Here is a 23,583-nt window from a genome sequence, read left to right as displayed (position 1 = left end):
CGGGTCCGGGTCAGCCGATATCGCCGGTGAGGTAGTGCTGGATATTCGGGCCGACGGCTTTCGCCAGCTCATCGACGGGCATCGAGGCGATGGGTTCGAGGTGCAGGAGTTTGCGGGTCACCAGGAGGCCCGCCAGTTGAGAGGCGGCCAGGACCGAGCGTTTATCGCCGGTGCCGGGGGGTGAATCCACGCGGGCGCGAACGTCTTTCAGGACTATCTCGAGGAGAAAGCTGCGGGCCAGGGCCGGGTCCGCATTGGTGAGTAGGGAGCGGAACGCCGCTACCGCGGGGGTACCGACGGGGGAGTCCCAGACCGTGACCACGGCACGAACTATCGTCTCGCCCAACTCTTCCAAGGGGGCGGCGGCCACCTGCGTCAGCACCACCTCCGGATCGATCGGGAGTTCCAGTGCGGCGGTGAACAACTCCTGTTTGGTGCCGAAATAGTGGTGCACCAGTGCGGGATCCACGCTCGCCGCGGTGGCGATGGAGCGGATGGAGGCGCGGTCGAAACCCGCCTCGGCGAAGCGCTCGCGGGCGGCGTCCAGGATCGCTTCGCGGGTGCCGGAGCGGCCGGGTCGCCGGCCGCTCCGGGGATTGCCGACACTCACGCGGTACGCCGCCGTAGCGTCGCCGCGCCCAATCCCAGTGCGATACAGGCGAATCCGGCCACCACCGCCAGATCCCGCCACATCAGGCCGGTGACCCCGGTGTGCGTGGACACCTGCTGCAGGGCGTCCACCGCATAGCTGAGCGGCAGCACATTGCTGATGGCCTCGAGCCAGCCGGGCAGCTGGCCACGCGGAACCAGCAGTCCGCAGAGGAAGAACTGGGGCAGCACGATCACGGGCATGAACTGTACGGCCTGGAACTCGGTGCGGGCGAAGGCGCTGGCCAGCAGGCCCAGGGCCACGCCGAGTACGGCATCGACCACGGCGATCAACACCACCAGCAGCGGACTGCCCGCCGCGTTCAGGCCGAGTAGCCAGAACGCCACCACGCAGGCGATCACGGCCTGCGCCGCGGCCGCGACGGAGAACGCGGTGCCGTACCCGCCGAGCAGGTCGATTTTCGACAGCGGTGTGGTCATGAGCCGTTCGAGGGTGCCCGAAACCCGTTCGCGCTGCATGGCGATGGCGGTGATCAGGAACATGACCACGAATGGCAGCACCCCGAGCATGGTGATCCCGACCCGATCGAAGAGCCGCGGCGCACCCGGCATCGTCGGATAGTTCTTGTACACGAAGTACAGCAGTGTCATGAGCAGGGCGGGCACCAGCAGAATCATGGCGACGGTGCGGCGGTCCGCGCGCAACTGGCGCAGAATGCGCACGGTGGTGGCGGCATAGCAGCGCAGCGGCTTCGGTCCGGCCGGGCGCGCGAGGGTGGCGGTCACGACTGTTCTCCCATTCGGATGAGCGCCAGGAAGGCATTCTCGAGGCTGGATTCGCCGGTGTCGGCGCGCAATTCGGCGGGGCTGAGCTGGGCGAGCAGCAGCCCCTCGCGCATGAGCAGCAGTTGATCGCAGTGCTCGGCCTCATCCATGACGTGGCTGGAGACGATCAGGGTGCGGCCCTGCTTCGCGAGAGCGTCGAACTGTTCCCAAAGATCCGCGCGCAGTACGGGATCCAGGCCCACGGTCGGCTCGTCCAGCACCAGCAGTTCGGGATCGGCGACCAGCGCGCAGGCCAGTGAGACCCGGGTGCGCTGCCCGCCGGAGAGCTGACTGCCTCGATTCCCGGCGTGTCCGCTCAATCCGACAGCGGCAATGGCGGATTCGACATCACCGGCCGAACAGCCGTACAGCGCACCGAAGTACGAGACATTGTCGGTGACGGTCAGATCGTCGTAGATGCTCGGCGCCTGGGTCACATACCCGACCCGGCGCCGCAGCGCGGGGGACCCGGCCTCGTCGCCGAGTACTCGCACGCTGCCCGCGGCAATGATCTGCGTCCCCACCATGGTGCGCATGAGCGTGGTCTTACCGCAGCCGGACGGCCCGAGTAGCCCGGTAATGCTGCCTTTCGGCACGGTCAGCGAAATATCTTGCAGGACTTGTCGTCCGCCGCGATCCACCCGCAGGTGTTCGATCGCTATGGCGGGCGATGGGCTCGGTGCCGTCACTGGGTCACCCTCAATTCATCGAGTGTTGAATTCACTACGTGATGAATTGTGCGCCCGGCCGGGCCGTTCGCGCAAGACCCCGGCGTGTGTCGAATGCCAAAAGCGTGTCGCCGCGGGTCGCGGCGACACGCTCGAGGGGTGGGCTTCAGTGCCCCGAGTGCTGGTGTGCGGGCGGCTGCCCGGCCTGCTGACCGGGCTCGACCACCACGAACTGGCCCATCATCCCGAGGTCCTCGTGCCACAGCAGGTGGCAGTGGAACATGTACGGCGTATTCGGATCGGCGGGCCCGTCGAACCGCAGCGCCAGCCGCACCGTCCCGTTCGGTGGCAGGAAGACGGTGTCCTTCGCTCCGCGCAGTGCGGGCGGTGGTGCGTGACCATCCACCTCGACCACCGCGAATTGCACATCGTGCACATGGAAGTTGTGCGGCATACCGTCGGCATTGCGCACCGTCCAGGTCTCGGTGCTGCCGCGCGTGATGGTGGCATCGATACGATCCATGGCCATCGGCCGATTGTTGATCTGACCGAACGTCAGCGTGAAGTCGCGCTGTCGCACCGAATCCGTCGCCTTGGGCAGTGCCGCCGCGGGCAGGGTAGCGGGCAGTGTGGGGGAGGCCCGAAGCGTCTGTGCCGCACGCAATTCCAGTACATCGAACCGGTCGTCGCCACCGCTGAACCGCTGTCCGAAGAAGTCCAGTCCGGCATCCACGCGATCGCTGCGCAGGGTCACCCGCTCACCGGGTTGGAATCGCACCACGATCTCCGCGCGCTCACCCGGTGAAAGCTGAATATTTCCCAGGCTTTCCGGCTGTGCCAGCAATCCGCCGTCGGTGCCGACCAGTGTGAACCGCCGATCATCGGAGAACCCGAAGTTGTAAATCCGTGCGGTGGAGGCATTGAGCAGCCGTAACCGCACCAACTCGTCACCGACGTTCCGGTACGGCGCGAGCACGCCGTTCACCATGGTGCGGTCCCCGAGTACCCCGATATCGGCGAATATTCCACGGCCGGTGTCGAATTGCGCGCCCTTGAATTTCACGTCCTGCACGATGACCGGCACATCGTCAACGCCGTAGGTGTGCGGCAGCTCCGGAGTGGGCCCGGTCTCGTCATCGAGGATGAACATGCCCGCCAGCCCGCGCCGCACATGAGATTCGGTGGCCCCGTGCGGATGTGGGTGATACCAGAGCGTCGCCGCCGCCTGATCGACCCGCCACTCCGGGGTCCAGATATCTCCGGGCCGCACCATCTGATGCGGTCCGCCATCCATGGCGGCGGGTAGATGCATACCGTGCCAGTGCACCGTCGAGGCGTCCGGCAGCCCATTGCGCACCTGCACGCGTACCTGCTCGCCGCGTCGCGCGCGCAGGGTGGGTCCGAGGTAGTCCCCATTGAACCCCCAGGTGTCGGTGACCTGGCCGGGACGGAATTCCTTTGTCCCCGAGCGCATATCGAGCTGGAACACCCGCGTCCCGTCCGCCTCCACGGTCGAGTCGGCCAGGGGTGGCACGCTCAACTCCTGCCGGAATTCGACCTTGCCCACCGTCGATACGTCGGCAGTGGTGTAGATCCATGTCATACCGCCGCCCACCACCAGCGCTACCGTGAGAAGAATCCCACCGAGAATCAAGAGAATTCGCCGCATCCGCGACCTGGGAACCGCCATGGGTCGACGGTAGGAAGTCCGGGCCGCGCGGCACATCGGGTAGCGCACCCATCTCGCAACCGAATCGACCCCGAGGTGACCCCGAAGAAGTTCCGATATACCGGCTGGTCGGAATGGTGAATGGCGCGCCGAACCTTTACGCTCTCCGGCGTGACCAGCGACTATCCCAATGCCGCCGAGGACGCTACCGAGGGCGGCCAGGTACGCGCCTCCACCCTGGAACTCTTCTTCGACCTCGTCTTCGTCTTCACCATCACCCAGTTGACCCATGCCTTCACCCATCACCCCGGGTGGGAGGCGCTCGCGCAGGTGGCGCTCATGTTCGGCGTCATCTGGTGGATGTACGCCGGATATGTCTGGCTCACCAATGAGGTCGCACCGAACAGCTCCAACCGCCGAACCTGGCTGCTGGTCGGCATGTTCGGATTCTTCGTCCTCGCCCTGGCCATTCCCGGAGCCTTCGGAGGTTCGGGCCTGGCCTTCGGCCTCGCCTACCTCCTGATCGTGGCGGTACACGCGGCCATGTTCGCCACCTCCGGCTCCGCCGGCGCCTCCGCGATTCTGCGGATCGCCCCGTTCAACGCCGTCTCGGCGGGCCTCGTACTGGCGGGCGGACTTATTCACGGCTGGCCGCGATATCTGCTGTGGGCCTTGGCCTTCGGCGTGCAGATCGTCTCGCCGTACATCATCCACGGCGGCGGATTCGTGGTGCGGGTCAGTCACTTCGTCGAACGACACGGCCTGGTCATCATTGTCGCGCTGGGCGAATCAGTGGTGGCCATCGGCACCGGGCTCGCCGGACAGGACATCACGGTCCCGCTGGTCGCCACCGTCGCGCTCGGACTCACCCTGGTCTACGTGCTGTGGTGGGCCTTCTTCGGCATCGACGACGAACGCGGCGAACACGTCCTGGAATCGCTGCCCACCGCAGAGCGGACCCGCGCCTCGGTCGCGGCCTACGACTACGCCTTCTACGCGCTGCTGGTCGGAATCATCCTCGCCGCCGCGGGCATCAGCATGACCATCGCGCACGGCAACGAACCGGCGAGTACCGCTGCGGCGCTGGCACTCTCCGGGGGTGTGGCGCTGTACTTCTTCGGGCAGGTCTGCTTCCGCTGGGTGCTCGGACTGGCGCGGCCCTGGCTGCGGCTCGTCGCCGCGGTGGCGGTGCTGGCGACCGCGCCGATCGGCGTCGTCTGGGTGGCGTGGGCTCAGCTCGCCATTCTGGTCGTGGTCGGTTACGGCTTCGTCATCCTCGACGACGTCCTGAGCATCCGAGACGGACAAGGTGGCAAGTACCTCGCGCGCACGCACCTCGACACCCTGCATGCCCGCCGCCCCCGCGGCTAGCCCGGCGCGCGCCAGAGGATGACCAAACGCTGACGAATCCGCGCCACGCCGTGCGTGAGCGAGCCGGCTCGGGCGCACTCGCCCACAATCGACCGCATGACGTGCAATCACAGCCTCCGATCGATCGGAAGGGCCTGACATGCGGGTATTGCTCACCGGCGCGGCCGGATTCATCGGCTCGCACATTCACACCGCGCTCACCGAGGCCGGGCACGAGGTGATCGCCGTCGATCTCATGCTGCCCGCCGCACACGGTTTCGGCGCCACCCCGCCACCCGGCGTACAGCGGCTCGACGTGCGTGATCCCGACGCCCTCGACGCGCGGCTGCACGGTATCGACGCCGTCTGTCATCAGGCCGCGGTCGTCGGCGCGGGGGTCAGCGCCCAGGACGCCCCCGCCTACGCCGCCCACAATGACCTCGGCACCGCGGTGCTGCTGGCCGCCATGGATCGCGCGCACTGCCGGCACCTGGTGCTCGCCTCCTCCATGGTGGTCTACGGCGAGGGTCGATACCGCGACACCCCAGCCGATTTCATCCCCGGCCCGCGCTCGCGCACCGATCTGGACAGCGGCATATTCGACCACCGTGCCCCCTCGGGTGAACCGCTCGACTGGACCCCCATCGACGAATCCGCCGCCCTGCACCCGCGCAGCCTCTACGCGGCGAGCAAAGTGGCGCAGGAGCATTACGCCCTGGCCTGGGCGAGCGCGACCGCCTCCACCGTGACGGCGCTGCGCTACCACAATGTCTACGGCGACGATATGCCCAGGGATACACCGTATTCCGGCGTAGCCGCCATCTTCCGCTCAGCGCTCGAGGCGGGCGAATCCCCACGCGTCTTCGAAGACGGCCGCCAGGCCAGGGATTTCGTCCACGTCCGCGATATAGCCGCCGCCAACGTAGCCGCCCTCACCCGACCCCTCGCCCCCTTCACGCCACTGAACATCGCCTCCGGCCACCCCATCACCATCGGTGAGGTAGCCGCCGTCCTCGCCACCGCCGCGGATGGCAAACCTCCGGTGGTGACCGGCGAATACCGCTCCGGCGATGTCCGGCATATCGTCGCCAGCCCCGAAAAAGCCCACCGCACCCTGGGTTTCACCGCCGCCATCACACCTCAGGCAGGCTTGACCGACTTCGCCCATGCCCCGTTGCGCGCGGCCGCGGGTGTCGGTGCCCCCACATGGCGGTGACTCGGGTAGGCCCCCTCCGTCATCCCGGCATGCTTTCGGCCGGGATCCACACCCGCGGTGCCGCGACTAATTCGCGTCGGCGAGTAGCGGCAACCGAACCTGGAATCGTGCGCCGTGCTCGCGATTCTCGGCACTGATATCGCCGTGGTGCGCCTCGACCAGCCCGGCCGCGATGGCCAAACCCATTCCGCTGCTACTGCCGAGATCATCGGCGGAGGGGGAGCGGGCGGAGGTGCCACGGTAGGCGACCTCGAAGATGCGCGGCAGATCGGTGGGCGCGATACCGGGACCGGTGTCCTCCACCCGGGCCCAGGCGTACCCGCCGTCGATCCCGGTGGAGATATCGATCCGCCCGTCCGGCGGGGTGTGCGCGATCGCATTGGCGACCAGATTGGTGAGCACCCGGCTGAGCGCGTGATCGCTGCCCGCCACCAGGATTCGATGCTCCGGCTGCCGCGCGGTGAGCGTCACACCGGCGCGCCGCGCGGTCGGCTGATTGGCCGCCAGCACCTCATCGATGAGCTCACGTAGATCCACCGGTTCCAGGGTCAGTCGCAGGGCCCCGGAGTTGATCTTCGACATCTCGAACAGGTCATCCACCATGGTCGAGAGCCGATTGGTCTCGCGCACAATCTGATTCGCGTACCGCTCCACATCCGCGGTCTGCGCCACCACCCCGTCGGCCAGCGCCTCACCCATGGCGCGAATCCCGGCCAAGGGCGTGCGCAGATCATGACTCACCCACGCCACCAACTCCCGCCGTGAGCGTTCGGCGGCGCGCTCCTGCTCCAGCATCTCGCGCTCCCACACCGTGGTTCGCGCCTGCGCCCGCCCGAGCAGAATCGCCGCGGGCACCGTCACCGCCGTGACCACACCCAGCACCACCGCGAACTTCTCGAACTCGTCGGTGAACATGAGCCCGCTCACCGCCACCACGCCGCAGAGGGTGGCGACCGTCGGAATCAATACCAGCACGGCCATACTCGTGGTCATGGCGCGATTGCGCAGATAGCGCATGAGCAGCGCGCCCAGCACCACCACCGGCAGTGACGCGGCCAGCGCGTAGCCGATCAGGCCCGGCAAATCAGTCGGCACGGCCATCCTCCTCGGAATCGGTACGGCCCCAGGCGTATCCGCGACCCCACACCGTATCGATGCGATGCGCCGCCCCGAGTTTGGCGCGCAACCGCTTGATATGCACGGTCACGGTGGATTGATCACCGAAGCTCCACCCCCATACCTGCGCCAGCAGCTCATCCCGGCTGAACACCCGCTGCTGATTCGACAGCAGGAACACCAGCAGATCGAACTCCCGCGCCGTCAGATCCACCGGCACACCATCCACCGTCACCACCCGCGCGGCCCGCCGCACCTCCACACTCCCACTGCGCAACACCTGATCCCCGGTGACGGGGGGATTCGCCCGCCGCAGTACCGAGGCCACCCGCAAAGCCAACTCGCGCGGACTGAACGGCTTGGTGACGTAATCATCGGCCCCCGCCTGCAACCCGATCACCCGATCATCCTCATCCCCGAGCGCGGTGAGCAGAATGATCGGCGTCCCCGGATTCGGCCCCGACCGCACCGCCCGAGTCAAATCGATCCCATCCGGCGGCGGCATCATCACATCCAATACCGCGAGGTCGATCTCATTGCGCGCCAACACCTCAGCGGTCGCGGGGCCATCCGCGGTCTCGATCACCTCGAGCCCATCCCGCTCCAGATACCGCCGAACAACTTCGCGGACAACAGGATCGTCATCGGCCACCAGAATGCGCATACGTATCACCAATTCGTCAGAATGACATGAACAAGTACGAGCGCCCCCACCGCCTGCACCCCCAACCACACCCGCACACCCCGTGCGGGCAAGAGTGCGGCCCCCGCCAGCACCCACACATCGAACGGCAACCAAATCCGTTCCGTCTCAGCCTTACTCAACCCACTGAGATCAGCCAGCAGTAGTGCGATCACCCCGGCCGCAGTCACCAGCGCCACCGGATCGACCGCGGCCCGCCAGCGCCGGACCCGGTCCACGCACCCGGCAGCGGCCTGCGCGAATACGAACGGGCCCGGCCGGGCAGCGCTGCGCTTCGAGCGCTCGGCCCCCATGACAGGTGGGCTGATGGCAGCCGAAATCGGTGCGGATACGGCCGAACCGGCGCTCGACGGCGGCGGAGCCGATGCGGTCCCCGCGGCCGGGGCGGTCGCGGGAACCGGCACGAGTGGCTCACGCGTCGGTGTTTTCGGCGTGGACGATCGGGGCATCATCGGCAGATCTCGTTTGCCCCATAGCGTGTCGAACTCGAGCCCACGCGCCACCCGGTGCAAGGCTGCGACGGACGCCAGCCCCACCGCGCATACGGTCGCGGCGAGATTGGCCCACACCCAATATGAGTACGGCCGATCACTTGCGATGCCCTGGTAATACCGTTGCACCACAAGGTGATACCCGTCCAGCCACCAGAATCCGGCCGCCTTGAACGCGAATACCACCAGCAGTACGCCCAGGAGCGCTGGCACGGCCGGTCGCAGTGTCCGAGCGATAAGTATGGCCGCGGCCGGAACCGCCATCAGCACAAGTCCGTAGCTCAGGAATATCCCGTAGCCGAAGAGCAGTCCCGCACCGATGGCCGCGAGCACCCAATTCCGTTGCTGCCGAGTGGCAATGGCCAGCAGCGCCACCGCCCATGCGGTCACTCCGGCGAACAGCCCATCCGCCGAGACCGCGATCCAGATCGCCGCCGGGGCGAGCGCGAGAAACGGCAGTGCCGCCCGCGACCGCCATTCCGCGGCACTCACGGCTTCGCGGTTCGCGCTGGAACCTGGGGTGGTGGCGCTGGTTCGGGGAGTCGCGCCGCCCGCGCGACGGCCGAGATCAGCCGGGCCGGACTCCACCGGTGGCGCGCCGAGGTCTGCGTGCCCCGCCCGGATTACCGTCTTCATCTCGGATCGACCTGGGCGACCGGTGTTCTCGGAGCCGGTGCTCGCGGCTCCGAGAACGCGGATCGTCACCGGAACGGCCACGGCCACGCTGGAACCGACGAGGACACACAGCAGGGCTGCCCAGGCTCCGCCGCCCAGCCCCAGGCGGTCCAGCAGCACGAAGGTGAGCAACGCCCCCGGCGGATGTCCGGAGACGTGGGTGGTCCAGGAGTCGGGCTGGAAATCGAGTATGCGACTGGAGAATCCGCGCAACATGGCGGCTATGTCGTGGACGCCGCCGACCTCGTGCAGGTATTCGTCGCGGGTGGTCAGGCGACCGGCGAAGCCGCGTTGCCAGCCGTCGACCATCGCCAGTGCGAACGCCCAGGCCGCGGCGGTCACCCAGGTGAGGAGCAGGGCGCGCCGCCAGGGGAGGCGGTGTGCGAGCTCCGGACCGTAGACGATGACCAGTGCGGCGATGCCGATCGCCGGGGCGGTGCCCCAGCCGATATGCGGCAGCCAGTTTCCGAAGATCGGTGCGGCTCCCGCGAACAACCGCCCGCGCTCGCGTTCGCCGAGTATTCGCGGGACCAGGAAAGCGGTCGCGACGAGCACCGCTCCGGCGATCGCGCAGTACAGATCGGCGCGACCGGTGAGGCGGCGTGGGGGAGTCAGGACGGGGGCGTTCCGCACGGGTTCCACCCTAGGCCGCGCAATCCCCCGACTCGCGGTGAAATGAGCGTCGGTCCAGGTCTCGTCACACTTTCGTCACCGGTGACTTCCGGTGAAAACCGCACGTGCGGCCCTACGGTCATGGGGTGACCGAATCCAAGCTGGAACGCGGAGTCACCGTCGTGATCCCGTGTAAGGACGAAGCGGGCGCACTGCCCGGCGTACTCTCGGCAATCCCACGCGACTATCGGGTGATCGTGGTGGACAACGGCTCCACCGATGCCACCGCCGCCGTCGCCAGACTCGCCGGTGCGACCGTCGTCGCCGAACCCGAGCCGGGCTACGGCAGCGCCGTTCAAGCGGGCGTGCACGCCGCCCGTACCGAGGTGGTGGCGGTCCTGGACGGTGACGGCTCCATGGACCCGCGCGAATTACCCGCCCTGGTAGCCGAACTCGGCCCCGATGTGGACATGGTGGTGGGCCGTCGTCGCCCACACCGCGCCGGCGCCTGGCCGTGGCATGCCCGGCTCGGCAATCAGATCGTCGCCGCCCGGCTGCGCCATCGCTACGGCCTGGCCGTCCACGATGTGGCGGCCATGCGCGTGGTGCACCGCGCCCGCCTGCTGGACCTGGGGCCACTGCACCGGCGCTCCGGCTATCCGCTCGAATTGCTGGTCGCCGCGGCGCATTCCGGCTGGCGACTGGTCGAACGCGATATCACCTACCGGCCACGCACCCACGGTGAGTCCAAGGTTTCCGGCTCGTGGCGCGGCACCATCCGCGCCGCCAAAGACTTCTGGAGCGTCCGATGAGGCCATCCGCCATCCCCGCCACCCTGCTCATCATCGCCAAGGCCCCCATCGCGGGCTTCGCCAAAACCCGTCTGACACCACCCTTCTCACCCCGCGATGCGGCCAGACTGGCCGCCGCGTCCCTGCTGGACACCCTGACCGCGGTGCGTGCCAGCGGTATTCAACACCGCATGGTCGCCTGGACCGGCACCCTCGCCGCCGCCGAGGAGGCCGATACCCTCGCCGACACCCTGCGTGAGTTCACCGTGGTTCCCCAGCGCGGCAACAGCTTCGGCGAGCGCCTCGCCAACGCGCACGCCGACGCCGCCCACTTCGGCCTCCCGGTCCTGCAGATCGGCATGGACACTCCGCAGGCGGGCCCTGAACTCCTGGCCCGCTCCGCCACCCACCTGATCGCCAGCGAGGACGCCGTCCTCGGCCCCGCCGCCGACGGTGGCTGGTGGGCACTGGGTTTGACCGACCCCCGCCCCGCCCGCCTCCTCGTCGAGGTCCCCATGTCCACCTCCCGCACCGGCGACTTGACCCGAGAAGCCGTGCGCGGCTGCGGATACCGCGTCCACCGCCTCCCCATCCTCACCGATGTGGATACCTACGACGACGCCCTGACCGTCGCCGCGCACTCCCACGGCCGCTTCGCCACCACCTTCGAAAGGCTCAGTGCGGCGCACACCCCGGCGCTGCTGTAACCCATGCCCACCGAGCCGACTACCCCCGAAAACGCGTCCGGCGCAATGGATGCGATGGAGCAAGGCATGCAATCATCTCGCAGCTGTGAATCGCGGGCAGACGGACCGGCCAGCTCCACGGCATCGGTCGAACGGCCCGATCTCGACGAACCCTCCGGCGCGGATACCCGGGCTGTAGAAGGAGCCCGGACCACGCGATCGGACGCCACTGTCTCCGAGGTGAGCGCTCCCGTATCGGCACAGCATCCGGTCGAACCCGTGCCCCCGGCGCATTCGAGTGGTCGTTCGCCCGCGACCTCTTCGGGCGATCATGTGCGGGGCAAGCGTGCGGGTGCTCGTGTGGCCGCCGGAGCGCTGGCGCATATGCCTCCGATGTCCTCTGCCCTGATCCTGCCCGAGTCCATCGCTACGCGGATCTCGACTGCTCGCGGTCCGGCGGTGGCGGCGCGGGTGGGGATCGCGCTCGGTGTCAGCATTACCCTCTGCTTCCTGACCGGGCTGATCAGTCATTGGATTCAGCATCCGCCGACGTGGTTCTATTGGCCCGCGAATCCGGTGTGGCTGTATCGGTTCACCCAGGGCGCGCATGTGATCTCGGGAGTTATCGCGATGCCGCTGCTGCTGGTCAAGCTGTGGGCGGTGTACCCGCGGCTGTTCGGTCGCCCGCTCATCGGCAATCCGGTGCGGATGCTGGAGCGCGGTTCCATTGCGCTGCTGGTGGGTTCGGTGATCTTCCAGCTGGTTACGGGGCTGTTCAATACGGCCCAGTTCTATCCGTGGAAGTTCTTCTTCACCACAACGCATTACGCCATGGCGTATGTCGCGGCGGGCGCGCTCGCGATACACCTGGCGGTGAAGCTCCCCATCGTGCACACGGCATTGAGTCGACCGGTGGTCGCACCGCCCGAGTCCGAATCCGCGGGACAGCCCGATCCCGAAGGTGCGCACCGGCCGGAAGGTGAAGTCGCACAGCAGCAGCCCGGTACACCGGTGGCATCCACCGGCATCTCCCGGCGCGCGGTGCTGAGCACGGCTGGAATCGCGGCGGTGGTCGCGGGCCTGGCGGTGGCGGGGCAGACGGTGCCGTTCCTACGCTGGATTTCGGTGCTCGCACCGCGCAGTGGCCAAGGGCCGCAGGGCGTTCCGGTCAACCGCTCCGCCGCCGACGCCGGTGTGGAGACCACGGCGCGGGATCCCGCGTACCGTCTCGAAGTCAGGGTCGGCGGTCGACAACGCGAGTTCACCCGCGCCGATCTCGCCGCCCTACCTCAGACGGCGGCCGAACTCCCGATCGCCTGCGTCGAAGGCTGGAGCGCCGAGGCTCGGTGGACCGGTGTCCGCCTGCGCGATCTACTCGCCGCGGTCGGCGAATTCCACGGCGGTGACGTGCGTTTCGAATCCCTGGAATCCGGTGGTCTCTACCGCACCTCGGTACTGCCGAGCCGCCACGCGATCGACGCCGCCACCCTGGTGGCCCTGCGCCTCAACGGCGAGGACCTCACCGTGGATCACGGCTACCCCTGCCGTCTGATCGCCCCCAACCGTCCCGGTGTCCTGCAAACCAAATGGCTTTCGAGCATCGAGGTGCTGTCATGACGGTGATTCGTATATTGCTGATCGCGCTGGGAGTATGGCTCGGCTGGTACGGCATCAGCCTGCTACTGGATATGAATCCGACGGATCTGCGCTCGGTGGCGCTGTGGTTCGCGGGCGGAATCCTCTTGCACGACGGCGTATTCGCCCCGATCGCGGCAACTCTCGGCGTCGCCGCCCGCCGCGTGCTCCCGGCATCGTGGTGGGCGCCGGTCGCCTGCGGCACGGTATGCACCGTCACGCTGGCACTCATCGCGGTGCCGGTCATCGGCCGGGCCGGAGCGCTTTCCGGTAATCCGACTATTCTGAACCGCGATTACGTGCTGGGACTGTCGATTTCGCTGGCGGTGGTATGGCTCCTGGTCGCGGTCGCCCTGCGCCGCGTCCACACCACCCGCGCGAAACTCAGCTGATCGTCAATTCCGTTCCGGCACAGCGCAACCGTCCGGACCGCACGCCTCGGCATCCTCGGCGCCGGTCAGGGTCACCAATTTCGGCGCATGATCACTCCACGCCTGTTCGAGCGCCTGCGCGAACACCTCGGGCGGTTGCGCACCGGAGACCCCGTACTTGCGATCGATCACGAAGAACGGCACACCGCGCGCACCCAGCGCGGCGGCCTCGGCCTCATCGGACCGCACCGCCTCGGCAAAGGCATTGGGGTCATCGAGTACGGCGCGCACCGCCGCCTCCTCGAATCCGGCCCCGACCGCGACCCGGACCAACCGCTCGGCATCCCCGAACAAGGGTGCGTCCTCCGCGAAATTGGCGGCGTACAGCGCGTCCAACAGCGCCTCCTGCCGCCCCTGCTCCAGCGCGAAGTGCAGCAGCCGATGCATATCGAAGCTATTGCCGAAGTCGCGGCCCGAGGTCAGATAGGTCAGCCCCGCCGCCTCGGCCTGCGCACCGATTCCGCGCTCATTCGCCGCGGCCTGCGCCTCGCTGATCCCGTACTTCTCCGCGATATGCGGTACCACCGCATCACTGTGATCGCGCGGCAGCGTCGGATCCAGCTCGAAGGATTTGTGCACCACCCGCACATCGTCGCGGTGCGGGAACGCTTCGAGGGCCTCCTCGAACCGCCGCTTGCCCAGATAGCAGAACGGGCAGTTGATATCGGTCCAGATCTCGACCTGTACGGCCATCACACCTCACTCGATAGCGGAAATTCGCAGGCCGGAGACCCGGCCACCGAGAAGTTCCAACCGATGGCACCCGCCGAAGATTCCACGGTGACACGGCTCACCCCGCACCCTGTCACGTTTGCGCAGCCGGTCCTGTCTTCTATCCGACCACCGCGAACATGACTTCCGCAGGCGAGGCCCGGTAGATATGAATGTCATGCGGGACCACGACACCGACCCCTTCGTCGAGCACCGCCGACTGCTGTTCGGCACCGCGTACCAGATGCTCGGCAGCGTCACCGACGCCGAGGACATCCTGCAGGACGCCTGGATCAAATGGCATGCCGCCGACCGCGAATCGGTCGAGCATCCCAAGTCGTACCTGGTCCGCACAATTACCAATCTGTGCCTGAACCGCCTCACCTCCGCCCGCGCCACTCGCGAGACCTATATCGGCCCGTGGCTGCCCGAACCGCTGCTCACCACCGCCGCCGATGCCGCCCAGGAGACCGAGATGGCCGAGACCGTATCGACCGCCATGCTCGTGGTTCTGGAGACCCTCACCCCGGTCGAACGCGCGGTCTTCGTATTGCGCGAGGTCTTCGGCTACTCGTACGCCGAGATCGGCGGTTTCCTGGACCGCCCCGAGCCCAGCGTGCGGCAGATCTCGCATCGCGCGCGCGATCACGTGCACGCCCGGCGACCGCGTTTCGACGCCGACGACACCGCGCGCCAGGAGATCACGCGCAAGTTCATGGCCGCCTGTCACGGCGGTGACGTCAATGCTCTGATGGAGTTGCTCGCCCCGGAAGTGACATTGTGGAACGACGGCGGTGGCAAGATCACCGCCGCGCGCCGTCCGCTGCACGGTCCGGATCATGTGGCGCGCTGGATGCTCGGGGTCATGGCGAAACCGATCAGCGCGGGCATTCGCCTCGAAACCGCCGTCATCAATGGCGAACTCGGCATTCTCGGCAAGATCGGCGACCATGTCGTCGGCGCGCTCACCTTCGATATGGTCGACGGCCGCATCGAGAACCTGCGCTTCCAGGTCAATCCAGACAAGCTGGTCAGGTTGCAATCGAATGCGGACGAAACCCCGCAACTCGCAACGGATTAGCGGTGAGGTAGCCATTCGGGCGTGCGACCGACGGAATACGCCACTCCAGGCGCACCCGCTGCCATCGCGTGCCAATCTCGTTCCGGCAGTTCGCAACTGGCGGTGAACGCGCGTTACGCTGGCGCGGCTCAATCCGGGGGGACGTTCGTTTCCTCGGTCGAAAACCGCACCGCTAGAAGGATTCCGAATGCGTTTTGGGGGAACCCGACCCGCCCTGATCGGCCGGTCCACCGCGCTGGTAAAGCGCTCCGCCCTGCCCGCCCTGTTCGCCGCCGTCCTGGGCGCCGCCGCCCTCACCTCGGCCCCGGCCGGCGCGGCACCGGTCCTCATGGAGACCGCCTGCCCGTCCAGCCAGTACGAGAACGTCCAGGGCAACTGCGTCCAGCGCCCGACCGAATCGGATACCGCGCCCAATGGCGCGACCGCCCGCTGTGGCGACGGCACCTACAGCTTCAGCCGGAATCACCGTGGCACCTGCTCGCACCACGGCGGCGTATCGAAGTGGCTGTAACTCGCTGACCGGTCCGCCGTCCCGACTCGGGGTCCGGGACGGCGCTCGGGAACAATGGCATGTCGTGGATGCCGAACAACTGGCCGTCGAACCCCTGCTCGCCGCCCGACGACTGCTCGGCGCGACCCTGTGGTCCGGACCAGTCGGCATGCGCATTGTCGAGGTCGAGGCATACGGGGGAGATCCGGCCGGACCCTGGCACGATCCCGCCGCGCACTCCGGCCGCGGCCGCACCCCGCGCAATGCCGTCATGTTCGGCCCGCCCGGCGTGCTGTACGTCTATTTCAGCTACGGCATGCACACCTGCGTGAATGTGGTGACCGGACCCGACGGCACCGCCAGCGCCGTCCTGATTCGCGCGGGCGAGATCATCGCCGGACACCAGCACGCCCGGGCCCGCCGCCCCGCCGCCCGCACCGACACCGGACTCGCCAAAGGTCCGGGCAATGTCGGCAGCGCCCTCGGAATCGCCCTGAGCGACTACGGAATCGACCTCTTCGACCCGAAATCGCCGATCCGTCTCCAGCTCGGACCCGAAATCGACGACCCCGCAGCGGTTTCCGCCGGACCCCGGGTCGGCGTGCGCCTGGCCGCCGACCGCCCCTGGCGACTCTGGCTCACCGATTCCCCCGCGGTCTCGGCCTACCGCCGCAGCCCGCGCGCCCCGCACCTGGACCGCCCGGCCTGAGCATCCCGACCGGCGGCAGTCGATTCGGCAAACCCGGACGGGAGCCGGTCTACCGTGGATGGGGAACACAGCCGTACTAGGGGGTCCGTCCATGTTCGAGCGTTTCACCGATCGCGCCCGCCGGGTAGTCGTACTCGCCCAAGACGAGGGCAAACTGCTCAACCACAACTACATCGGCACCGAACATCTGCTCCTCGGACTGCTGCGCGAGGGCGAGGGTGTGGCCGCGCGGGTGCTCGGCGATCTCGCCGTGGACCTGAAGGAGGTCCGCGACCGCGTCGAGACCATCATCGGCCGAGGCGAACACGCGCCCACCGGTCATATCCCCTTCACCCCGCGCGCCAAACAGGTGCTCCAGATCTCACTGCAACAGGCAATCCAGCTGGGGCACCGCGAGATCGGCGACGAACACCTGCTGCTCGGCCTGATCGTCGAAGGTCATGGCGTGGCCGCGCAGGTGCTGAACACTATGGACGTGCACTCCGACGCGGTACGTGTTCGGGTACTCGAATTGCACGCTCCCGCAGCGGATTCCATGGCTGCCCGGCCACCGCGCGCCGCCTCCGTCACGGAACAGCGCCTTGCCGCGCTGGAACATCGCGTCACCGAGCTGGAACAGCGGCTCGGTGACGCCTCCGGCGAGTCCTGATCACACCGTCGAATCGACCCCGTACACCTGGGCATACAGCTCACGCAGTGTCTGCGCGGAAACCTCGGTGCCGATGCGATCCATATACCCCTGCACATGCCGGGCGAACTCGATCTGCCGGCGCCGCGACATCTCGATCCCGTACTCCTGCTCCAGCAGATACGCGATACCGCCCTTGCCGGACTGTGAATTGACCCGGATCACCGCATCATAGGATCGCCCCACATCGGCCGGATCGATCGGCAGATACGGTACCTGCCAAGGGATTTCACGCTCCGGCAGCCCCATTCGCTCGGCCCGCGCCCGATGCTCGGCGAACCCCTTCTTGATGGCGTCCTGATGCGTCCCGGAGAAGGCGGTGTAGACCAGATCCCCGGCGTAGGGATGACGATCGTGAATCGGCAGCCGCGTGCAGTACTCCACGGTCTCGCGCACCCGGTCGATATCGGAGAAGTCGACCATCGGATTCACCCCCTGCGCATGCAGATTCAACGCCAGCACCGCCAAATCCACATTGCCGGTGCGCTCACCATTGCCGAAGACACAGCCCTCCACGCGCTGCGCCCCCGCCAAAACCGCCAGCTCGGCGCAGGCGATACCGGTCCCGCGGTCATTGTGCGGATGCACCGACAGGATGACGCTGTCCCGCCGCGCCAGATTCCGATGCATGTACTCGATCTGATCGGCGTACACATTCGGAGTCGCCACCTCGACCGTGGCGGGCAGATTCAACACCACCGGCCGCTCCGGTCGCGCATCCCACAGCGTGGTGATCCGATCGCAGATATCCAGGACGAAATCCGGTTCGGTCAGCATGAACACCTCGGGCGAGAACTGGAACCGCACATTGGGCAGATCCCCCGCCAGCTCCAGAATGTCGCGCGCGCCCGCCATGATCAGCTCCGCCACCCGCTCGCGGGACGCACCCAGCACCACCTCCCGCCAGGTCGGCGCGGTGGCGCAATACATGTGCAGCACAACATCATTGGTGATCCCGCGCACCGACTCCACGGTCCGCTCGATCAAATCCCGTCGCGCCGGGGTGAATACGACGATGGACACATCCTCGGGGGCCAGCCCCTCGCTGCCGATCAGCCGGACGAAGTCGAAGTCGGCTTGTGATGCGCTCGGATACCCGACCTCGATCTCCTTGTAGCCCATGGCCACCAGCATTTCGAAGAACCGCCGCTTGCGATCGGGATCCATCGGTTCGGTCAGGGCCTGATTGCCGTCCCGCAGATCCACCGGCACCCACAGCGGCGCCTCGGTAATGCGATTGGACGGCCACTGCCGGTCGGTCAGCGGCACCGAAACCCGTTCGTACACATCGCGATACCGATGCGATGGCATGGGGGAGGGCTGCTGACGATTCCAGTTCTGGGAAGTAAACACGGTTCGCTGTCTTTCGCGTCGGAAGGCAGACCGGCGCAGCACTTCAACCCGCGGGCGGGGTGCCGGTCGATCAAACCCCGCCGCGGCGAAGAAGGAGAAGCAGCACACCCTGTGTCATGTGGCTTAGACTAGAGGGGATTCACTCCTCAGACAAGTAGCGAGGCGAAACGGATATGTCCCAGGTCCAGCGGCACCCGCTAGCCGCGCAAGCCGCAGAGGTGCTACTCGATCGGCTGCGCGCGGGGGAGTGGGAGCTGGGCCACCGGCTCCCCGGCGAGACCACCCTGGCCGCTCAGCTCGGCGTCGGCCGCTCCACCCTGCGCGAGGCCATTCGCGAACTCGCGGGTAAGGGCGTGCTCGAAAGCCGCCAGGGCGCGGGCGTTTTCGTCACCGCCCTGGATGTGGCGGAGGACTGGGACGCGGTACTACGCCGTGCCGACATCACCGCCGTCATCGAGGCCCGCATAGCCATCGAGGCCGAGGCCGCCGCCCTGGCCGCCGACCGCCGCACCCCCGCGGATCTGCGAAACATCCTGCGCGCCCTCACCGCTCGCGCCGAAGCGGGCGACTCTGCGGAGGCCCTCGTCGACGCCGATACCGCCTTCCATCGCACGGTCATCGTCGCAGCGCACAATGACATCCTGCTCGAGATGTTCAATGCCTTCGTCCCGCGCCTGCGCCGCGCCATGGTGGAGATGCTGCGCATCAAACCCATCGCGAACCCGGCCGCCGACCAGCACGCGCACGAAGACCTCTATGTAGCGATCCGCGCGCGCAAGCCGGAGGCCGCCGGCACCGCCAGCCGCGTCCACCTGACCGCTCTCAAGGTCGCCCTCGGCTAGCGAATCAAGCGCTGACCAGGCAAAACACAATCTTGGAAAATTTCTTCGCCACCGCCGATGAGTTTCCGAACCGGGCCCCGTCTGTACCAATGACCGAGTTCAACCCCGAACTCGCAAGCCCCAGAAGGACACTCGACATGACCGCCATCACCGCCTCCGCCCAGACCATCTCCGCCACCACCTCGGCCACCCCCGGCAAGACCCGCAACCGGGTGCTGTGGACCCTGCAGATCGTGTTCGGCCTCTTCTTCATCATCGCCTCGGGTCTGCCGAAGCTGGTCGGCCAGCACGACGCGGTCGAGGCATTCCGCACCATCGGCTGGGGCGAATGGTTCCGCTACTTCACCGGCGTGGTCGAGGTCTCCGGCGGTATCGGCCTGCTGGTTCCCCGCCTGAGCGGTCCGGCCGCCGCGGGTCTGTCCATCACCACCGTGCTGGCCGCCCTCACCCAGATCTTCCTGCTCGACGCCCCGGCCCTGGCCCCCTTCCCGCTGATCCTGGCGGTCATGTTCGCCTGGATCGCCTACGAGCGCCGCGCCTCCTTCGCCACCTTCACCTCGCTGGTGAAGCACTGAAGGACACCGTGCGAGCAGATCGCAAATTGAATAATCCCTCGCTCACAGATCCGCCGCCGATAGCAATCGGCGGCGGATTTTTTGTGTACAGGTGACTCTCACCCGGTCGTTCGCGGCCCGTCTCGCTTCTGGACTGAGTGGAGCGGGGGAGCGAAGCGGAGGAGCGGAGGGAGGGAAGAAGTGAGACTTGGGGGGGCCGCGAACAGGCCCGGAGCGAAGCGGAGGGCAGAATGAGCACAGTGAACGGCGACATCATTGATGAACTGACTTGGCGCGGATTGATCGCGCAGTCCACCGATCTGGACGCACTGCGTGCGGAGCTGGCCAAGGGGCCGATCACCCTCTATGCCGGATTCGACCCCACCGCGGCGAGCCTGCACGCCGGGCATCTGGTTCCCCTGTTGGCGCTCAAGCGTTTTCAGCGCGCGGGCAATCGCCCCGTCGTGCTCGCGGGCGGTGCCACCGGCCTCATCGGCGACCCCCGTGACGTGGGCGAACGCACCATGAACTCGACCGACACCGTGGCCGAATGGGCCGGGCGCATCCGCTCGCAGCTGGAGCGCTTCGTCGATATCGACGACTCGCCCACCGGCGCGATCATCGCGAACAATATGGATTGGACCGGCCCGCTGAGCACGGTCTCCTTCCTGCGCGATATCGGTAAGCACTTCTCGGTGAACGTCATGCTGGCTCGGGATACGGTCAAGCGCCGCCTGGAGAGCGACGGCATGTCCTACACCGAGTTCTCCTACATGCTGTTGCAGGCCAACGACTTCCTGCAGTTGCGCCGCAATCACGGCTGCACGCTGCAGGTCGGTGGTTCGGATCAGTGGGGCAACATCATCGCGGGCGTGGAGCTGAACCGCCGCGTCGACGGTGCGCACGTGCACGCCCTCACCGTTCCCCTGGTGACCTCGGCCGACGGCAAGAAGTTCGGCAAGTCCACCGGTGGCGGCAGCCTCTGGCTCGATCCCGAGATGACCAGCCCCTACGCCTGGTACCAGTACTTCGTGAATACCGCCGACGCCGATGTGGTCCGCTACCTGCGCTGGTTCACCTTCCTGTCCCGCGAGGAGCTCGACGAGCTGGAGACCGCGACCGCCGAGCGCCCGCACGCCCGCGAGGCGCAGCGCCGCCTGGCCGCGGAGATGACCACACTCGTGCACGGCGAGGAGAACACCCGCTCGGTACAGCTGGCGAGCCAGGCGCTGTTCGGCCGGGGCGAGCTCCGCGACCTGAATGAGTCGACCCTCGCCGCCGCGCTCACCGAGGCCGCGGTCGAGGGCAAGGTCGCCGAGGCCACTTCGGAATCGACGATTGTCGACCTGCTGGTATCCAGCGGTCTTTCCGAGAGTCGCGCCGCGGCACGCCGTGCTGTCAATGAGGGTGGCGCATCGGTGAACAACGAACGCGTCTCCGATCTCGAGTGGACTCCGTCGGAATCGGACTACCTGCATGGACGCTGGCTGGTCCTGCGCCGCGGTAAGAAGAACTTCGCGGGCGTCCGCAAAGCCGATTGATCTTGCTTTTTCATGACCTGGGTCACAAATAGGTGGCCCAGGTCGGGAAAAGGCCCGGCGCGCGCCCTCGCGACCTGCGACGACACGCCCGTGACCAGGCGATTTGACGTTCCGTTTCCCGCCACGTAACTTATTCCAGGTCAGAGCGACACGGACACCGACCGGGTGCCAAACGCCCAGCTCAGAAGCTGGAAACGGGATCCGGAAAACGAGGTAGTACGAGGAGCGCCTGACAGCCTGCAAAACGATCAAGAACCCCGAGCTTGACTCGGTGGGACTCGGCCGTTAGGCTGGAAAAGTTGCCTCAGAGACTAACCGGGACAAAGAGCCCGCGAAGTTCTGTGTGCGCCTGTTCTTTGAGAACTCAATAGTGTGTCGATGAATGTCAGTGCCAATAATTTATTGGTTCCGATGCTTCTCACCCCCGTGAGATTGTGTCGGACATTTAGTCAGCAAATACTTTTGCTGGCGTTTGATTTTGCCAAGGTTTTCGGACTCTGGTTAATTCTTCCAATTACTGCTTCGGCAGCGATTGAGAGTCTTCAACGGAGAGTTTGATCCTGGCTCAGGACGAACGCTGGCGGCGTGCTTAACACATGCAAGTCGAGCGGTAAGGCCCTTCGGGGTACACGAGCGGCGAACGGGTGAGTAACACGTGGGTGATCTGCCTCGCACTCTGGGATAAGCCTGGGAAACTGGGTCTAATACCGGATACGACCAGGGAATGCATGTTCCTTGGTGGAAAGGTTTACTGGTGCGAGATGGGCCCGCGGCCTATCAGCTTGTTGGTGGGGTAACGGCCTACCAAGGCGACGACGGGTAGCCGACCTGAGAGGGTGACCGGCCACACTGGGACTGAGACACGGCCCAGACTCCTACGGGAGGCAGCAGTGGGGAATATTGCACAATGGGCGAAAGCCTGATGCAGCGACGCCGCGTGGGGGATGACGGCCTTCGGGTTGTAAACCCCTTTCGACAGGGACGAAGCGCAAGTGACGGTACCTGTAGAAGAAGCACCGGCCAACTACGTGCCAGCAGCCGCGGTAATACGTAGGGTGCGAGCGTTGTCCGGAATTACTGGGCGTAAAGAGCTTGTAGGCGGTTCGTCGCGTCGATTGTGAAAACTTGGGGCTCAACTCCAAGCTTGCAGTCGATACGGGCGAACTAGAGTACTTCAGGGGAGACTGGAATTCCTGGTGTAGCGGTGAAATGCGCAGATATCAGGAGGAACACCGGTGGCGAAGGCGGGTCTCTGGGAAGTAACTGACGCTGAGAAGCGAAAGCGTGGGTAGCGAACAGGATTAGATACCCTGGTAGTCCACGCCGTAAACGGTGGGTACTAGGTGTGGGTTTCCTTCCACGGGATCCGTGCCGTAGCTAACGCATTAAGTACCCCGCCTGGGGAGTACGGCCGCAAGGCTAAAACTCAAAGGAATTGACGGGGGCCCGCACAAGCGGCGGAGCATGTGGATTAATTCGATGCAACGCGAAGAACCTTACCTGGGTTTGACATACACCGGAAAGCTGTAGAGATATGGCCCCCCTTGTGGTCGGTGTACAGGTGGTGCATGGCTGTCGTCAGCTCGTGTCGTGAGATGTTGGGTTAAGTCCCGCAACGAGCGCAACCCTTATCTTATGTTGCCAGCGCGTAATGGCGGGGACTCGTGAGAGACTGCCGGGGTCAACTCGGAGGAAGGTGGGGACGACGTCAAGTCATCATGCCCCTTATGTCCAGGGCTTCACACATGCTACAATGGCCGGTACAGAGGGCTGCGATACCGTGAGGTGGAGCGAATCCCTTAAAGCCGGTCTCAGTTCGGATCGGGGTCTGCAACTCGACCCCGTGAAGTTGGAGTCGCTAGTAATCGCAGATCAGCAACGCTGCGGTGAATACGTTCCCGGGCCTTGTACACACCGCCCGTCACGTCATGAAAGTCGGTAACACCCGAAGCCGCTGGCCTAACCCCTTGTGGGAGGGAGGCGTCGAAGGTGGGATTGGCGATTGGGACGAAGTCGTAACAAGGTAGCCGTACCGGAAGGTGCGGCTGGATCACCTCCTTTCTAAGGAGCACATCTCCAGATGCCCCTCACAGAGGTGAGAGTGGTTCTGGCAGAGACCGTTTCGGACTCGAATGTA

Annotated in this window: 21 protein-coding genes, 1 rRNA gene and 1 pseudogene; 14 read left to right on the top strand and 9 right to left on the bottom strand. The window is 66.4% G+C overall.

Features of this window, described 5'->3' with window-relative positions; all coding sequences use genetic code 11:
* Nucleotides 1–10: 10 nt before the first annotated feature.
* The 4 genes from OHB26_RS36235 to OHB26_RS36220 all read right to left on the bottom strand — a co-directional run bounded on the left by OHB26_RS36235 (nt 11) and on the right by OHB26_RS36220 (nt 3,792).
* Complete coding sequence (locus OHB26_RS36235) at nt 11–610, bottom strand: TetR/AcrR family transcriptional regulator (protein WP_330181748.1); 600 nt, start codon at nt 608–610, stop codon at nt 11–13.
* The gene (locus tag OHB26_RS36230; RefSeq protein ID WP_330181747.1) at nt 607–1,395 is read right to left on the bottom strand and encodes an ABC transporter permease; all 789 of its coding nucleotides are present in this window, start codon (nt 1,393–1,395) and stop codon (nt 607–609) included. The genes OHB26_RS36235 and OHB26_RS36230 overlap by 4 nt, the downstream gene beginning before the upstream one ends.
* Nucleotides 1,392–2,123 (bottom strand): ABC transporter ATP-binding protein, encoded by a 732-nt coding sequence (locus OHB26_RS36225; protein WP_330181746.1) that lies wholly within the window; start codon nt 2,121–2,123, stop codon nt 1,392–1,394. Before OHB26_RS36225 ends, OHB26_RS36230 begins: the two co-directional genes overlap by 4 nt.
* 145 nt (nt 2,124–2,268) lie before the next feature.
* A complete protein-coding gene (locus OHB26_RS36220; RefSeq protein WP_330181745.1) occupies nt 2,269–3,792 on the bottom strand; it encodes a multicopper oxidase family protein in 1,524 nt (507 codons plus the stop codon).
* 150 nt (nt 3,793–3,942) lie between these two features.
* Between OHB26_RS36220 and OHB26_RS36215 the strand changes: the two genes are divergently transcribed.
* Both OHB26_RS36215 and OHB26_RS36210 read left to right on the top strand, forming a co-directional pair.
* Nucleotides 3,943–5,142: a low temperature requirement protein A gene (locus tag OHB26_RS36215; RefSeq protein WP_330181744.1), complete on the top strand. Its 1,200-nt coding sequence runs from the start codon at nt 3,943–3,945 to the stop codon at nt 5,140–5,142.
* Between the two features lie 139 nt (nt 5,143–5,281).
* Nucleotides 5,282–6,337 (top strand): NAD-dependent epimerase/dehydratase family protein, encoded by a 1,056-nt coding sequence (locus OHB26_RS36210; RefSeq protein ID WP_330181743.1) that lies wholly within the window; start codon nt 5,282–5,284, stop codon nt 6,335–6,337.
* A gap of 66 nt (nt 6,338–6,403) precedes the next feature.
* On the opposite strand, the gene OHB26_RS36205 is transcribed toward OHB26_RS36210, so the two are convergent.
* From OHB26_RS36205 to OHB26_RS39800, 3 genes are read right to left on the bottom strand one after another with little or no spacing between them, the layout of a single operon-like run.
* Nucleotides 6,404–7,438 (bottom strand): sensor histidine kinase, encoded by a 1,035-nt coding sequence (locus tag OHB26_RS36205; RefSeq protein ID WP_442942796.1) that lies wholly within the window; start codon nt 7,436–7,438, stop codon nt 6,404–6,406.
* Complete coding sequence (locus tag OHB26_RS36200; protein WP_330181741.1) at nt 7,422–8,117, bottom strand: response regulator transcription factor; 696 nt, start codon at nt 8,115–8,117, stop codon at nt 7,422–7,424. The genes OHB26_RS36205 and OHB26_RS36200 overlap by 17 nt, the downstream gene beginning before the upstream one ends.
* A gap of 5 nt (nt 8,118–8,122) precedes the next feature.
* The gene (locus OHB26_RS39800) at nt 8,123–9,955 is read right to left on the bottom strand and encodes a hypothetical protein (RefSeq protein ID WP_442942794.1); all 1,833 of its coding nucleotides are present in this window, start codon (nt 9,953–9,955) and stop codon (nt 8,123–8,125) included.
* 125 nt (nt 9,956–10,080) lie between these two features.
* Between OHB26_RS39800 and OHB26_RS36185 the strand changes: the two genes are divergently transcribed.
* The 4 genes from OHB26_RS36185 (at nt 10,081) to OHB26_RS36170 (ending at nt 13,438) form a co-directional block, all read left to right on the top strand.
* Entirely contained in the window at nt 10,081–10,746 is a 666-nt protein-coding gene (locus OHB26_RS36185; RefSeq protein ID WP_330181740.1) for a glycosyltransferase family 2 protein, read from the top strand.
* Entirely contained in the window at nt 10,743–11,432 is a 690-nt protein-coding gene (locus tag OHB26_RS36180; protein ID WP_330181739.1) for a TIGR04282 family arsenosugar biosynthesis glycosyltransferase, read from the top strand. Before OHB26_RS36185 ends, OHB26_RS36180 begins: the two co-directional genes overlap by 4 nt.
* A gap of 372 nt (nt 11,433–11,804) precedes the next feature.
* Nucleotides 11,805–13,028 (top strand): molybdopterin-dependent oxidoreductase, encoded by a 1,224-nt coding sequence (locus OHB26_RS36175; protein ID WP_330185888.1) that lies wholly within the window; start codon nt 11,805–11,807, stop codon nt 13,026–13,028.
* Nucleotides 13,025–13,438, top strand: a complete 414-nt coding sequence (locus tag OHB26_RS36170; protein WP_330181738.1) for a hypothetical protein — start codon at nt 13,025–13,027, stop codon at nt 13,436–13,438. The genes OHB26_RS36175 and OHB26_RS36170 overlap by 4 nt, the downstream gene beginning before the upstream one ends.
* Nucleotides 13,439–13,441: 3 nt before the next feature.
* On the opposite strand, the gene OHB26_RS36165 is transcribed toward OHB26_RS36170, so the two are convergent.
* Complete coding sequence (locus tag OHB26_RS36165) at nt 13,442–14,170, bottom strand: DsbA family oxidoreductase (RefSeq protein ID WP_330181737.1); 729 nt, start codon at nt 14,168–14,170, stop codon at nt 13,442–13,444.
* Between the two features lie 196 nt (nt 14,171–14,366).
* On the opposite strand from OHB26_RS36165, the gene OHB26_RS36160 reads away from it, so the two are divergent.
* The 4 genes and pseudogenes from OHB26_RS36160 to OHB26_RS36145 all read left to right on the top strand — a co-directional run.
* Nucleotides 14,367–15,269, top strand: coding sequence for an RNA polymerase sigma-70 factor (locus tag OHB26_RS36160; protein ID WP_330181736.1), 903 nt, complete (start codon nt 14,367–14,369; stop codon nt 15,267–15,269).
* 187 nt (nt 15,270–15,456) lie between these two features.
* Nucleotides 15,457–15,780 carry a DUF3761 domain-containing protein gene (locus OHB26_RS36155; RefSeq protein WP_330181735.1) on the top strand — a complete coding sequence of 108 codons (324 nt, stop codon included), beginning with the start codon at nt 15,457–15,459 and terminating at the stop codon, nt 15,778–15,780.
* 64 nt (nt 15,781–15,844) lie between these two features.
* A complete protein-coding gene (locus OHB26_RS36150) occupies nt 15,845–16,468 on the top strand; it encodes a DNA-3-methyladenine glycosylase (RefSeq protein WP_330181734.1) in 624 nt (207 codons plus the stop codon).
* Between the two features lie 91 nt (nt 16,469–16,559).
* A pseudogene (locus tag OHB26_RS36145) lies at nt 16,560–16,982 on the top strand (Clp protease N-terminal domain-containing protein); the annotation flags it as partial.
* Nucleotides 16,983–17,117: 135 nt separating this feature from the next.
* Here the strand turns inward: OHB26_RS36145 and OHB26_RS36140 are convergent.
* Nucleotides 17,118–18,467 (bottom strand): 2-isopropylmalate synthase, encoded by a 1,350-nt coding sequence (locus OHB26_RS36140; protein ID WP_442942793.1) that lies wholly within the window; start codon nt 18,465–18,467, stop codon nt 17,118–17,120.
* A 215-nt stretch (nt 18,468–18,682) separates the two neighbouring features.
* Here OHB26_RS36140 and OHB26_RS36135 point away from each other — a divergent pair, with 215 nt between their 5' ends.
* The 4 genes from OHB26_RS36135 to OHB26_RS36120 all read left to right on the top strand — a co-directional run bounded on the left by OHB26_RS36135 (nt 18,683) and on the right by OHB26_RS36120 (nt 23,507).
* On the top strand, nt 18,683–19,351 hold the full coding sequence (locus OHB26_RS36135) for a FadR/GntR family transcriptional regulator (RefSeq protein ID WP_330181733.1): 669 nt from the start codon (nt 18,683–18,685) through the stop codon (nt 19,349–19,351).
* A 137-nt stretch (nt 19,352–19,488) separates the two neighbouring features.
* The gene (locus tag OHB26_RS36130; RefSeq protein WP_330181732.1) at nt 19,489–19,926 is read left to right on the top strand and encodes a DoxX family protein; all 438 of its coding nucleotides are present in this window, start codon (nt 19,489–19,491) and stop codon (nt 19,924–19,926) included.
* A 230-nt stretch (nt 19,927–20,156) separates the two neighbouring features.
* Entirely contained in the window at nt 20,157–21,446 is a 1,290-nt protein-coding gene (gene tyrS, locus OHB26_RS36125; protein WP_442942792.1) for a tyrosine--tRNA ligase, read from the top strand.
* Between the two features lie 542 nt (nt 21,447–21,988).
* Nucleotides 21,989–23,507: ribosomal RNA gene (locus tag OHB26_RS36120) — 16S ribosomal RNA — on the top strand.
* Nucleotides 23,508–23,583 lie beyond the last annotated feature (76 nt).

Origin of the sequence: Nocardia sp. NBC_01503 (genome assembly GCF_036327755.1) — a bacterium.
Taxonomy (GTDB): Bacteria; Actinomycetota; Actinomycetes; order Mycobacteriales; family Mycobacteriaceae; genus Nocardia.
This window is presented reverse-complemented; position numbering and strand designations above follow the sequence as displayed.

Excerpts from the sequence above, each read along its gene's own strand:
- OHB26_RS36220 (WP_330181745.1), bottom strand. The coding sequence starts at position 3,792 with ATGGCGGTTCCCAGGTCGCGGATGCGGCGAATTCTCTTGATTCTCGGT.
- OHB26_RS36210 (WP_330181743.1), top strand. The coding sequence starts at position 5,282 with ATGCGGGTATTGCTCACCGGCGCGGCCGGATTCATCGGCTCGCACATT.
- OHB26_RS36205 (WP_442942796.1), bottom strand. The coding sequence starts at position 7,438 with ATGGCCGTGCCGACTGATTTGCCGGGCCTGATCGGCTACGCGCTGGCC.
- OHB26_RS36200 (WP_330181741.1), bottom strand. The coding sequence starts at position 8,117 with ATGCGCATTCTGGTGGCCGATGACGATCCTGTTGTCCGCGAAGTTGTT.
- OHB26_RS36180 (WP_330181739.1), top strand. The coding sequence starts at position 10,743 with ATGAGGCCATCCGCCATCCCCGCCACCCTGCTCATCATCGCCAAGGCC.
- OHB26_RS36175 (WP_330185888.1), top strand. The coding sequence starts at position 11,805 with ATGTCCTCTGCCCTGATCCTGCCCGAGTCCATCGCTACGCGGATCTCG.
- OHB26_RS36170 (WP_330181738.1), top strand. The coding sequence starts at position 13,025 with ATGACGGTGATTCGTATATTGCTGATCGCGCTGGGAGTATGGCTCGGC.
- OHB26_RS36165 (WP_330181737.1), bottom strand. The coding sequence starts at position 14,170 with ATGGCCGTACAGGTCGAGATCTGGACCGATATCAACTGCCCGTTCTGC.
- OHB26_RS36160 (WP_330181736.1), top strand. The coding sequence starts at position 14,367 with ATGCGGGACCACGACACCGACCCCTTCGTCGAGCACCGCCGACTGCTG.
- OHB26_RS36155 (WP_330181735.1), top strand. The coding sequence starts at position 15,457 with ATGCGTTTTGGGGGAACCCGACCCGCCCTGATCGGCCGGTCCACCGCG.
- OHB26_RS36140 (WP_442942793.1), bottom strand. The coding sequence starts at position 18,467 with ATGCCATCGCATCGGTATCGCGATGTGTACGAACGGGTTTCGGTGCCG.
- OHB26_RS36135 (WP_330181733.1), top strand. The coding sequence starts at position 18,683 with ATGTCCCAGGTCCAGCGGCACCCGCTAGCCGCGCAAGCCGCAGAGGTG.
- OHB26_RS36130 (WP_330181732.1), top strand. The coding sequence starts at position 19,489 with ATGACCGCCATCACCGCCTCCGCCCAGACCATCTCCGCCACCACCTCG.
- tyrS (WP_442942792.1), top strand. The coding sequence starts at position 20,157 with ATGAGCACAGTGAACGGCGACATCATTGATGAACTGACTTGGCGCGGA.